Origin of the sequence: Streptomyces sp. SCSIO ZS0520 (assembly GCF_025643355.1) — a bacterium.
Classification (GTDB): Bacteria; Actinomycetota; Actinomycetes; order Streptomycetales; family Streptomycetaceae; genus Streptomyces; species Streptomyces physcomitrii.
In genome coordinates this window covers 6012506-6023186 of the sequence record NZ_CP092644.1, presented here as the reverse complement: position 1 = coordinate 6023186, position 10681 = coordinate 6012506, and the positions used below count along the sequence as shown (strand labels likewise).

General features: G+C 71.4%; 16 protein-coding genes. All 16 read right to left on the bottom strand.

Annotated elements, in window-relative coordinates:
* Positions 1-3 precede the first annotated feature (3 nt).
* Positions 4-327, bottom strand: coding sequence for a hypothetical protein (locus MID12_RS24120; protein WP_263170688.1), 324 nt, complete (start codon positions 325-327; stop codon positions 4-6).
* Between the two features lie 98 nt (positions 328-425).
* Positions 426-749: a hypothetical protein gene (locus tag MID12_RS24115; RefSeq protein WP_263170687.1), complete on the bottom strand. Its 324-nt coding sequence runs from the start codon at positions 747-749 to the stop codon at positions 426-428.
* A gap of 107 nt (positions 750-856) precedes the next feature.
* Positions 857-1522, bottom strand: a complete 666-nt coding sequence (locus MID12_RS24110; RefSeq protein WP_263170685.1) for a phage tail protein — start codon at positions 1520-1522, stop codon at positions 857-859.
* A 62-nt stretch (positions 1523-1584) separates the two neighbouring features.
* On the bottom strand, positions 1585-1956 hold the full coding sequence (locus MID12_RS24105; protein ID WP_263170683.1) for a hypothetical protein: 372 nt from the start codon (positions 1954-1956) through the stop codon (positions 1585-1587).
* A gap of 11 nt (positions 1957-1967) precedes the next feature.
* Positions 1968-2273 (bottom strand): hypothetical protein, encoded by a 306-nt coding sequence (locus MID12_RS24100; protein WP_263170681.1) that lies wholly within the window; start codon positions 2271-2273, stop codon positions 1968-1970.
* Positions 2270-2605 carry a hypothetical protein gene (locus tag MID12_RS24095; protein ID WP_263170679.1) on the bottom strand — a complete coding sequence of 112 codons (336 nt, stop codon included), beginning with the start codon at positions 2603-2605 and terminating at the stop codon, positions 2270-2272. Before MID12_RS24095 ends, MID12_RS24100 begins: the two co-directional genes overlap by 4 nt.
* Positions 2605-3150 carry a mobile element protein gene (locus MID12_RS24090; RefSeq protein ID WP_263170678.1) on the bottom strand — a complete coding sequence of 182 codons (546 nt, stop codon included), beginning with the start codon at positions 3148-3150 and terminating at the stop codon, positions 2605-2607. The genes MID12_RS24095 and MID12_RS24090 overlap by 1 nt, the downstream gene beginning before the upstream one ends.
* Positions 3137-3475, bottom strand: coding sequence for a hypothetical protein (locus MID12_RS24085; protein WP_263170677.1), 339 nt, complete (start codon positions 3473-3475; stop codon positions 3137-3139). Before MID12_RS24085 ends, MID12_RS24090 begins: the two co-directional genes overlap by 14 nt.
* A gap of 10 nt (positions 3476-3485) precedes the next feature.
* Complete coding sequence (locus MID12_RS24080) at positions 3486-4763, bottom strand: phage major capsid protein (protein WP_263170674.1); 1278 nt, start codon at positions 4761-4763, stop codon at positions 3486-3488.
* Entirely contained in the window at positions 4760-5578 is an 819-nt protein-coding gene (locus MID12_RS24075) for an HK97 family phage prohead protease (RefSeq protein ID WP_263170672.1), read from the bottom strand. Before MID12_RS24075 ends, MID12_RS24080 begins: the two co-directional genes overlap by 4 nt.
* 3 nt (positions 5579-5581) lie before the next feature.
* The gene (locus MID12_RS24070; RefSeq protein WP_263170670.1) at positions 5582-6280 is read right to left on the bottom strand and encodes a hypothetical protein; all 699 of its coding nucleotides are present in this window, start codon (positions 6278-6280) and stop codon (positions 5582-5584) included.
* A complete protein-coding gene (locus MID12_RS24065; RefSeq protein WP_263170669.1) occupies positions 6277-7620 on the bottom strand; it encodes a phage portal protein in 1344 nt (447 codons plus the stop codon). The genes MID12_RS24070 and MID12_RS24065 overlap by 4 nt, the downstream gene beginning before the upstream one ends.
* A gap of 16 nt (positions 7621-7636) precedes the next feature.
* On the bottom strand, positions 7637-9406 hold the full coding sequence (locus MID12_RS24060) for a terminase large subunit (protein WP_263170667.1): 1770 nt from the start codon (positions 9404-9406) through the stop codon (positions 7637-7639).
* Positions 9375-9830, bottom strand: a complete 456-nt coding sequence (locus tag MID12_RS24055) for a phage terminase small subunit P27 family (RefSeq protein ID WP_263170666.1) — start codon at positions 9828-9830, stop codon at positions 9375-9377. The genes MID12_RS24060 and MID12_RS24055 overlap by 32 nt, the downstream gene beginning before the upstream one ends.
* Positions 9831-9899: 69 nt before the next feature.
* Positions 9900-10139, bottom strand: coding sequence for a hypothetical protein (locus MID12_RS24050; RefSeq protein WP_263170665.1), 240 nt, complete (start codon positions 10137-10139; stop codon positions 9900-9902).
* A 19-nt stretch (positions 10140-10158) separates the two neighbouring features.
* Positions 10159-10554, bottom strand: coding sequence for an HNH endonuclease (locus MID12_RS24045; protein ID WP_263170664.1), 396 nt, complete (start codon positions 10552-10554; stop codon positions 10159-10161).
* Positions 10555-10681: the final 127 nt, after the last annotated feature.

Sequence of the window (10681 nt, the reverse complement as noted above, 5' to 3'; positions counted from 1 at the left end):
AGCTCACCCCTTCTCGGCGTACGGCGGCGTGAGCTGGGCAACGAGCCGCTGGTATCCGGCGCGCGCCGAGGCGCGTTCCTTGCGGTCCTTCTTCGCCCGCGCCTTCTTCGCGGCCTGCCGGCCCGGCCGCCACACCGGCTCCGGGTACGGCTGGGGCGGCGCTTTCTCGGCCCGGTTGGTGTTGCGGAAGTCGGTCACCAACTGGCCGATGCGGTCGACCAGTTCGGCCGTGAGGAAGTCGGCGTGCTGCCAGTGGTGGCCCGCGAGCCTGCGCGCCAGGGCCCCGCTGGGCGGGAGGCCCTCGACCAGGACGCGCAACTGGCGCAAGGAGATCTCCCCGCGCCAGAACTCGGCGATCGGATCGCGCGGCGCGTAGTGGTGGCACAGGTCCGCCTCGACGGCCTCGGGGTGGTTCCCGAGGACGTCTAGGACCGTGTAGGGCGCCGCTTGACCTGGCCCTGCATGTCCTGTTGCACGGCCAGGAACAGCAGCGCCACATCGGCGTCCTGGTGGCCCGCCGCAACGAACTTCTCGTACTGCTCGTCGCCGAGGATCGCGTGCGCCTTGTCGCGGTTGGACTCGGCCTCGTCCACCGTCGTGGACCACTCGTCGTCCGCGAACAGAGGGTGCGGGAACGTCAGCACCTCACCGTTGCTCAGCTCGACCTCGATGTCCTCGCCGCCGACCGCGTCCGCGAACTGCTGCCGGACCTCGGCCATGCGGTACCGGCGCCGGTTGGGCTTGCTCATGGTCTCTTCTCGCTTCTGGGGGGCCTGGGGGTGAGCGGGTGAAGGCGCAGCGGCGGCGGGGCTCACCCCAGTAGTCCGCCGCCGCTGCGCCGGTGTGCGGGAGGGCATCAGCCCTCGTCCTCTTCTCCGGCGGCGAAGTCGCGCCAGCCGGGGCCGTCGATCCAGGTGATCGAGTCGGTACCGGCCTCGTCATCGACGTACGCCTGATAGGTCACGCCGCGGGAGATCTCCGAGGTACGCGTCCACTGCTCGTCTTCGCGGCCCGAGCGCAGCGCGCTGGGGAAGTGCCGCACGATGTAGAGCGGGTTCCCGGTCGTCTTGTTGAGGTCCTCGGCGACGAAGAGCAGGCGCCGGTAGCGGGTGGGCGGGGTCTTCGGCCTCGACCAGGTCCAGGCGGCCGAGCCGAGATCGGGCAGAGCACCGGTGCCCGACAGCGGCAGGTTCTCGTAGAGGGCGACCGCCGCCGTGTTGGTCTCCTGCGGCACCCACTGTGCGGTCTGCGTGTCGGTCTCGACGTCCGAGCGGGTCGGCGAAGCGGACTGGCCGGACTCGACATCGGAGGTGGACAGGTCCCCGGAGAACGTCACGCCGTCGGTGGTGGTGTAGCCGACCGGCAGGTACCCGGTCGGCAGGGCCTGGAGGACACCGGCTGTGTCGAACGGTGACGTGACGGCGTCCGCGGTGGTGTCGGCCGCGAAGATGGCGTAGCGCAGAGCCTTGCGGATCAGCGACTGGCGCAGCTCCGCGATGGTGGTGAAGTCGGCCGCAGGCATCGCGACCCCCTTTCATGGCGAGGCCCCCGCACGCGGGCGGGGGCGCGGGTGGGTTGCGCGCGTCAGACCTCGGCCCGGGCGCGGGTGGTGAGCGTGTAGGTGGCGATGGCCCGGCGCACGCCGGGGTTGCCGTAGGGGACCTCGACGGGCCGCTGCACGGTGTCGACGGTGTCGACAACCACGCCGCCCGCCACCGTCGCGGCCAGGGCGTGCACGGCTGCCCGGGCGTGCTCGGCGAGCTGCCACATAGCCGCCCGGTCTGCGGCGAACGCGGCCACATCGACGGTGACGGTGTCGCTGATGTGGTTGTCCGCGCCGCCCGCCACCTGCACGACGACGACCGGCACCAGCATCTCGACCGTGGACGGTACCTCGTCGGTGACCCGGGGTCCGCCGAGGTTCTGGCGCACGCCCTTGATGACGGCCAACTCCATGTCCGGCCACATCAGTTGTCCCGGGTACGGGCCGCGCGGCCCAGCACGCGGCGCCGCGCGGTGCTGGAATCGCCGTACTCGTGCGCCTCGGCATCCGCCCGGTCCGCAACGACCTTCGCGGTGGGCCGCCCGCGGGGCCGGATCTCCTCCGAGACGGTGATGGAGTCGGCGAACTCCTCCCCCACCTCCGCGCGGGCCAGGGCGCGAGCCCGGGGCACGATCTCCTCGGCCTGCGCCCGCAGCGCGGAGCGCACCGGCGCCGAGGCCATGACCTCGGGCAGACAGGCCGGGTCGAACTCGAACCTGATACCGCTCATCCGCTCACCACCTTCAGGAAGGCCTCGGTGTGGTCCAGGACTCCGGCGAACGAGCCGTAGGCCCCGGGCTCGCCGTCGACCTCGTACAGCACGCCCCGAAACCGCACCCGGGACAGCGCGGTCAGGCCCATGGCGGGCGGGCCGGCCAGTCGCCAGCGGGTGACGACCTGGGTGCGGTTGTCGTTGGCCTCGGTGCTGGTGACGGGCTGCATGTTGCAGTGCGGCACCTCTCGCTCGACGTCCTCGTAGACGTCGTGGCCGCGGTCGTCCTCGCCCGTCTTCACGCGGTCGATGACGGTGACGGTGTCCCGGCGCAGCGGGTTGGCGAGCATCACGAGTCGTCCCCCCGGTTCAGGCGGTACGCCTCGACGGCGGCCCGCCACTGCTCGGTGACGCCCACCGCCGCGGTCGCAGCGAAGGACACGGACTCGGTGCCGGTGGTCACCTGCTGAATCGCCGGATCCGTGCGGTAGATGACGCGGGCCTGATCTACGACCACTTCGGCGACGTCCTCGGGAACCGTGACGTACCCGTGGTCGTAGGTCACGGTGACCTCGGCCCACTCCGGCCAGCAGCCGCCGGGGTGCAGCAGCAACCCGGACTGCCGCCGCACCCGCACCCCGTCCACCTCGGTGCCGTCGATCTCGACCGTGCGCACGGCCAGCACCGGAGCCGCGGGCAGCCGCAGGACCGGCCCACCGCTGCCGTCCAGGAACACCGTGTCGTCGGTGACCAGCGAGACGGGGTGGCGGACCTGACCGCGGAAGCGGCGGGTAGCAGCGCGCAGCGCGGCGAGCAGCCGCACGTCGTCCGCGGGCAGGTCCAGCAGCGTGGCCAGGTCGCCGGGATCGGCGAGGTAGGGGTCAGGCCCCGCCACCGCTGCCCGCCGCGCGCTGCCGGGCCTCGGCGAGGAACTCGTCCCGCCTCTCCAGCAGGCCCTTTCGCTTCTCGCCCTGGGCCTCTTCGTCCAGGATCCGCGCGGACTCCTCCTCGTCGGCCTCGGCCAGGTAGGCGATCACCTGCGGCAGCGTGTGATCGCTCGGGTTGAACAGGTCCGGGTCGGCGGGGGGCAGCGGCGGTGCGGGCTGCGCCATCGTCTGCGTGAGCGGGCCCGGTGCGGGCGCGCTGCGGGCGCGGTAGCGGTCCTCGTCCTCCGCGCGCACCCGGATCCCGTCGATGGTGAGCATCTTGTGTGTGGGCATCGGCCCCTCCTCAGGCGCCCGGCTTGACGACGATCAGCCGGTTCGGCTTCCAGATCACCTGCATCGCGCGCAGCTCGGCCCGCACGTAGACGAGGTTCCGCTGCGCGTAGTCCTTGTGCTGGTTGAACGCCAGGATGCTGAGGCCCTCAACGTCGAGGAGGGCGACCTGCCGCCAGTCGCCGAGGATCACGGTCCCCGGGGCGAGCCGCTGGGACAGCGCACGCGCACGGCCCCACGACGTGTTCGGGCCCTGCCCGAAGGGGCCCTGCCCGAAGAACCGGTCGTTGGCGTCCTGCATCAGGTCCCACGCCTCGTCGTCCTCCGGGGACATCAGGCAGGCGGTGACATTGCCGCCGGGCAGCGTGGTGATGCGGGTGATGGCCTGCCGGATCGCCTTGACCTGGGCCATGGCGTCCGTGCCCGGGGTGTACGTCAGCTCCTGGACGCCGGTGGTGTGCAGGATGCCCTTGGGCTGCCCGCTGGTGCCGGTGCCGTTGAGGAGCTTGTCCTCGATGACGCTGTCGAGGCTGTACTCCAGCTCGTTGTCCATGTAGCTGGCCAGCGCCGGGGCGTTGGACAGCAGGGCGTTGGTGACGTCGTAGCCGTCCGCGTAGGTGTACGGCTTGGCGTCCGCCAGCTCGGTGGCGATCGTGGACGTCGGCTTGACGACGCTGTCCCCCGGCAGGATCTCGTCGGGGACGATGGCCGCGTTGCGGGTCACTCCGGTGACCTGGAGGTACTCGAAGGGGCCGTCCGACTCGCCGCGCGAGATCAGGTCCAGGATCGTGAGGTTGTCGCGGTCGACCTGGTCGATCATCGGCATCCGGATCGGAGCGATGTGGCCCAGGGCGACCTGGAGCGGCGCGGAGGTCGCCTTGCGGCTCGCCGCCCACTCCTTGAGAGAGCCGACCCGGACGCGGCCGATGTCGACCGCGGAGCCCTCGCCGAGCCCCGAGGGGTGCTGCTTGCGGAACTCCCCGTACAGCGACGACGTCGTGAACCGCTCGCCGAACGTGGCCGCGTCGGCGTCCTCCTGGCGGTCCTTCACCTTCGCGCCGGAGGCCGGGGGCTTCGTGCCCGGGGCCTTCTTACCGGCCATCGCGGCGGCGGCGGCCTGTGCCTCGTCGGCCGCCTTCACCTTCGCCTCGACCTCGTCCGACTCGGTCTTGATCTCGGTGATCCGCTTCACCTCGTCCTCGGTGAAGTCGCGGCCGTCCTCTTCGGCCGCCTTGGCGACGATGTCCGCCGCCTCCTTCAGCAGCGCCTGGAGCTTCTCGCGCAGCGTCATGGGGTCCTCCTCGTAGTCATCTGTCGTGCGGTGACCCACGCGGTGACCTGGGCGGGCGTGGGGCCGGTCGCCTTCGCGGGCGCCTCGGGGGCGGCGGCGGGCGGCTCGGTCTGCTGCTGGCCGGTCTCCTCTTCGGGGGTGGTCCGGCCCGCGGCGGGTGCGGGGGGCCGGGAAGATTTCTGGGGCTCGGCGGCCGTGAGTACCTCACCGATTGAGGCGTGCGCGGCGCTGAGCCGGTCGTAGTTGGCCTGGGACAGGACCCGGCCCGCCTTCACCCCGTGGGCGAGGTCGGCGGCCTTGGCGGCGATCAGCTCGGTCTGCTGGTTCGCGCCGACCAGGCACGGCCCCACCTCGTAGAGACGGGAGAACCGCTTGATCTCGTAGAACTCGCCGTAGGGGTGGCTGGCCAGGTCGTCGGTGTCGACCCAGCCGCCCTCGCCGACGTCGTAGGCGAAGGAGAACTGCTTGATGCGGCGGCCCTTGAGCAGCTGGTGGACGTGCCGGGCGGTGGGGTTGGTGTCCATGTCCTCGATCTGCGCGAGGACTTCCAGCCCGTCCGGGGTTTCGGTGGCTTCCAGGACGGAGCCGATGTGCGCGAAGGGGTCGCCCCACTTGTGCGACCAGACCACCGGGATCGGGTCGCCGGAGGCCTTCCATTCGGCGAGCACCTGCGCGAACGCGCCGGGGGCGATGACGTCGCCCATGGAATCCTCGTTGCCGAACACGCTGACGAGCGCCCGGAACTGGCCCTCGGCGAGCCCGTCCGGGGGCCCGGCCGCCTTGATCCGGGCCGATGCTTCCTTGGTGCGGGGCACGTCTCAGCCCCCCTCTCGTGTGTAGTCCAGGCGGCAGTTGCAGTTGGCGGTCTCGTCGGCGTCACCGTTCGCGTCGCCCGGCCAGCGCAGCCCGTTGGCGAACACCCCGCCCAGTTCGACGGAGTCGCCGTTCATCCGCACGTGGCTGGCCCTGGGGTTCTTGCCGCCGGTCCGCCACACCTTGTGAGTCAGGCCCGAGGCGCCGGCCGCGTCGTGCGAGCCGAAGCTGCGGGCCTCGGTCGCCGAGGTCACCGCGCGCACCCCCGCCGCCACCACCCACGACGCCAGGCCGGAGCGGAGGTTGTCGCGCCAGTCGCCTTCCTCGCGCACCGCGGCGGTCGCTGCGGTGTAGGCAGCCTGCTCGTACTCGGCCGCGTGCGACTCGGCGGCCTTCGCCAGCCACGCCTCCATCACGGCTGCGTCCCAGCCGTCCGCCTCTGGGTTCCACACCCCCAGCACCGACCAGGCGCCGATCTGGGCGAGACGGAAGCCGTAGCCCTGGATGAGCGCGGCCAGTTGCGCCTGGCGCTCCGGGGACTGTGCGGCCCACAGGTCGTAGAAGTCCGGCGGCCCGTCCGCCTTGGCGCCCGCCCGCTGCACCAGGTCCTCGGCCTGCCGCTCGGCCCAGCCGGTCAGAGCCGCGGCGAACGCCTGCCGCTCGGCCTCGAACGTGCCCAGGTCCTCAGGCCGCCCGGTCTTCACGCCGGGCGGCCGTGCCCTTTTGGGAGCGCCTCCGGCGCGGTGTCCCGCGGCGAGGCGAGCCCGCCGATCGTGACGTTGAGCGGCGTTACCAGCTCGTCTGTGCCCTCGACCTTGGGCAGGTTCTGTACCGCCCGGGCCTCCGAGCGCAGCATGTACGGCGCCCCGACAGCGGTCTGGAGCAGCGCGGCCTGCTCGGTGAAGGAGCCGCGCAGCTTGGCTTCGAGGTTGGCCTCGACGTACAGGTTCGAGCCCGGGGCAAGCAGCGGCACCAGCATGGAGTTCAGAACGTCCTGCCACTGCGTGACGTAGGGCCCGAGGCTGATCGTGAAGAGCATCTGCCGGAAGGCATCGATGTTGGAGAATGTGCCTTCGCGCGCGCCGACCAGCTCGGGGGCGATGTGGTACGCCGAGGCCACCTCGGCATCGGTCAGGCGGCGCCCCTCGATGTCCTGCGTCTCCTGCGGCTTGAACGCGGTGATCGTCTTCAGCGTCATGCCGTCTTCGAGGATCGGCGTGCCGCCCGCCTGTCCCGCCCGGCCGACGAACGCGCTGAATGCCGCAGTGAACCGGGCCTTGGCCGTGCCCGACCAGGCCGGAGCGTCCGCAGGCCGCTCAATCACGGCCGGGACCCGGGCCCCGTTGCGCCACACCTGGCGCCGCCACTCGATGGCCTCGGCCTGCTCGGCGAGGATCTGCCGCAACGTGTCCATCGGGCTGGTGCCGTTGGCGCCGACCGTGGCGTACCCGTGGTCGAACAGGTACGGCGCGGGCAGCGGTACCACCTGCGCGGGCCCGCGCGAGGAGACCAGATAGAGGGCGTCCGGGGCATCGTCGTCATCCGCCACGATGTGGAAGCGGCGGGCCGGTTTGCGGCGCAGCTCGAACCCCGAGGCGGTGTCCGCCGAGGGGAGGACCTGCATGCACCACCGGTCGTAGATCAGCCAGTCCACCAGGGTCGTGTGCCACAGCCGCGAACCGGACCGGCGGGCCGCGGGCTGTGCGAGCAGCTGCGCAAGGGGATGGTCCGTCACCCGGCGCCGGTCGGTGTCCGAGACCCGCTCGTAGACGTGCCACGGGATCGTGCACAGCTGCCGGGCCACGTAGTCCACGACCTTGCGGACCGAGGGCTGTGTCTCCCACACGCGCCCGGCCGCGGCCGTGTCCGCGTAGTTGGCCAGCGGCACCCCGGGGTCGACCACCCGGATCCCGTTCGCGGCCAGGTGCGTGCCGAGCTGGGTGAGGTCGCCGAACTCCTCGGCGGCCTTGGCCAGTACGGGTACGCCGTCCTGGTCGACCACGGTCCCGGTCGTGGTCTTGTGGCGTCGCGGCCACCAGCGCATGCGCCCACCCCCTCGTTCAGATCGCCTCGAACTCGCCGTCCTCGTAGGCCGAGGTGCGCTTGGGTGGGCGGGCGAGGACCTCGGACATCGCGTCGCAGAGTGCGCTGACGCCGTCGATCTTGTCGCCGCCCGAGGACTTGTCCGGCTTCACGTTCCCGGCGGTGTCGAGGGCCACCGCGAGGTTGTCGACCATCCACGCCATGACCGGGTTGCCGTCGTGGCGCAGCATCGGGCGGCCGCCCTCGGCGACCTGCCGCTGTCCCTGGAGCAGTAGCCGCTGCACCGCCTTCAGCGCCGGGGACATGGACTTGAAGCCCTGCCCGACACCGACCAGCGGCGCCCGCTCGCTCTCCAGATCGTTCGTCAGCGGGGTGGCGGACCACCGGTCGAACCCCAGCGAGCGCACGTCGTACGAGTCCAGGTCTCGGCGGATCTGCGCGCCGATCACCGAGTAGTCGGTGACGTTCCCGGGCGTCGTCTTCAGCCAGCCCTCGCGCACCCACACCGAGGCGTTCCCGGCCGTGCGCCGGTCCAGGTCCTTGACGTTCTCCTCCGGCGTCCAGAACCGCGGCAGGAGGTCGAGCGAGCCGTCCGAGTCGTCAGGAAACAGCCACACCAGCGCGTTGAGGTCGGAGACCGCGCCGAGGTCCAGGCCCCCGTACGCCTCCCGGCCGCGCAGCTTCACCTCATCGACCAGGGCCCCGTTCGCCGTCCATGAATCCAGCGTCAGGTACTTGGTGGTCTGCTTGGTGCGCACTCCGCAGTGCAACCGCAGAAAGGACGCCAGCTCGGCCGGGGACTGCTTCGCCTTGTCCGCCGCGGTGCGCAGGTAGGCACGAGTCGGGGAGATGCCGTAGCCGGGGTTCGCTCTCTTCCACGTCGCCTCGGCGAAGGGGTCGTCCTCGCGGGCGGCGGCGAACACCACCCCGTACACGGCGGGCGCCGTGAAGGCACCGCGCGCCAGCTGCTCGATGCGCTCGCGCTTGCGGTGGTAGACGGATTGGCGGTTGCCCGCGTCCGCCGTCGTAATGATGAAGATCAGCGGCTGACGGCGCGAGCCCGTACCGGACTCGATCGTCTCGACCAGTTCCGGGCTCTTGTGCTCGTGCAGTTCGTCCACGATGCCGCCGTGCAGGTTCAGCCCGTGCTGCGCACCCGCCAGCGAGGACACCGGCTTGAAGTAGGAGTCCGTCTTGGGGTGCAGGATCACCGCGGCGAGCGGCTGCATGACCCGCTTGAGCGCCGGGGACTTCTCCACGATCAGCTTCACCGGCTGGAACAGCAGCCCCGCCTGCTCCTTGGTGACCGCGGCGGTGATGACCTGCGCACCGGGCTCGCCGTCCGCCGCCATCAGGTACAGGGCGATCCCGCCCGCAATCGTCGTCTTGCCGTTCTTCCGCGGCACATCGACGTACACCTCACGGACGATCCGCACGTAACCGTCCGCGTCCTCGTCCCACTGCACCCACCCGAAGATCGGAGCCAGGATGTACGCGACCTGCCACGGGTCCGGCCGTAGCGGCTGCCCGGCCAGCGCGCCCTGGGTGTGCCGCAGCTGCTCGAAAGCGCGCAGCACCTTGTCGACGCGGGCGGCGTCGAACATCGCCCCGGGCTCCTCGCGAGGCTCGGGCGTCTTGATCAGCGGCGGGCAGTCCGGCAGCGGGATGCCCCGCTCGGTCAGGTACCAGGCAACCTCGGGCGACAGCTTCAGCCGGTCGAGCAGCTCTTGGTCGAGGTAGGCGGCAGGGACACCGCTACCCGAACGGGTTGTCGGGGTCCGGCTCATGCTCAGACCCCCTCGCCAACTGCTGCTCCGTCGAGGGCGTCAGCCCGAAGTGAGCTGCCCACGCGCGCAGTTCACGGCCGGCCGCCCGCGCGATACCGACCGCGGGGTGAGGCAGCGTCCCCTGCTTCGCCTCGATCGTCAGCCCCTCGCGCTGCACCGTCTCCGTCGCCTCCCGGAACGTCGCCCAGGCCTCGCAGTGCGCCGCCAGGGCGCCGCGGTCCTCGGGCTTCAGCAGGTCGAGGCGGGACAGGCCGGGCACCACGCGGTCCCACTCGGCGCGGGCCTCCTCCGACAGCCAGTCCGGAGCCTCCGGCGGCAACCGCTTGAAGGCGGGGCCGGGGTTGACCTCACGGCCCGCAGAGTCCTTGCCGTTGCCCCGGCCCTTGATCAGCTTCAGGGCAGCGGGCTGCGGTGTACGACCCATGCCGGGTGACCCCCCTTCGCGATTCTGTGCACGCACGCGCCGAGCTGACGGCGCCGGGTCCCCTGGCGATCAGTCCAGCGATGCAGACTCCCCTTCCCCCGGGGGAGGTGGGGCCAGGGCGAAGTCGGACTGTCCGGCCAGCATGCTGGCGGCAGCCTCGGTAAGCAGCGCGGCGAGGGCCCGGCGGACGTCCGGCATCTCCACGACGCCCTCATGGACCGGGACGGTGATCGTTCCGACCTCGCCGCAGACGGCCTGTCCGTCGATGTCGACGGTCAGGGACACGGTGCTGGTGGTCTCTGCGGTCATGGGGTGAGCCTCCAGTTGGTCAGCGAGGTCTGCGGCGTGCCCTGTTGGCTCGTGCCGCTTCGGCCTTGGACTTGGCGAGGTGGCACGGCTCGCAGATCAGGCCAAGGTTGTCGAGGTCCTCGACGGCACCGCCCTCGAACAGCGGCGTGATGTGGTCCAGCTGGTGCTGGTGCTCGCCGTCTGGATCGTCGTCGGGCTCGGGCTGCTCGGCACCGCAGCGGTAGCAGCAGCCGTTGTCGCGCTCGGTGACACGGCGCTTGAGGGTGCGCCACCTGCCTGAGCTGATGCCGTACCGCGCTGCCTTGTCGTCCCTGCCTGCCCATGCAACGGGCTGGTGTTCGTCGCAGCGGCCGCGCTTGGTGGCGAGGGCCCGGCAGGTGGGGTCGGTGCAGCGGGAGGGGGGCCGGGTGGGCACGGGGGTACCTCCCCGGGGGCTGGCTGCTCGGGGTGGGGGTCCGCGCGGGGCAGTGCGCCAGCAGCAACCCCTGGTGATGTGAGGTGGGTTGGCCCCGCGCGGTGTCTGAATGCAACTTTTTATAACT

Coding starts and splice junctions, on each gene's coding strand:
- MID12_RS24115 (WP_263170687.1), bottom strand. CDS start 749: ATGAGCAAGCCCAACCGGCGCCGGTACCGCATGGCCGAGGTCCGGCAG.
- MID12_RS24110 (WP_263170685.1), bottom strand. CDS start 1,522: ATGCCTGCGGCCGACTTCACCACCATCGCGGAGCTGCGCCAGTCGCTG.
- MID12_RS24105 (WP_263170683.1), bottom strand. CDS start 1,956: ATGGAGTTGGCCGTCATCAAGGGCGTGCGCCAGAACCTCGGCGGACCC.
- MID12_RS24100 (WP_263170681.1), bottom strand. CDS start 2,273: ATGAGCGGTATCAGGTTCGAGTTCGACCCGGCCTGTCTGCCCGAGGTC.
- MID12_RS24095 (WP_263170679.1), bottom strand. CDS start 2,605: ATGCTCGCCAACCCGCTGCGCCGGGACACCGTCACCGTCATCGACCGC.
- MID12_RS24085 (WP_263170677.1), bottom strand. CDS start 3,475: ATGCCCACACACAAGATGCTCACCATCGACGGGATCCGGGTGCGCGCG.
- MID12_RS24080 (WP_263170674.1), bottom strand. CDS start 4,763: ATGACGCTGCGCGAGAAGCTCCAGGCGCTGCTGAAGGAGGCGGCGGAC.
- MID12_RS24065 (WP_263170669.1), bottom strand. CDS start 7,620: ATGCGCTGGTGGCCGCGACGCCACAAGACCACGACCGGGACCGTGGTC.
- MID12_RS24060 (WP_263170667.1), bottom strand. CDS start 9,406: ATGAGCCGGACCCCGACAACCCGTTCGGGTAGCGGTGTCCCTGCCGCC.
- MID12_RS24055 (WP_263170666.1), bottom strand. CDS start 9,830: ATGGGTCGTACACCGCAGCCCGCTGCCCTGAAGCTGATCAAGGGCCGG.
- MID12_RS24050 (WP_263170665.1), bottom strand. CDS start 10,139: ATGACCGCAGAGACCACCAGCACCGTGTCCCTGACCGTCGACATCGAC.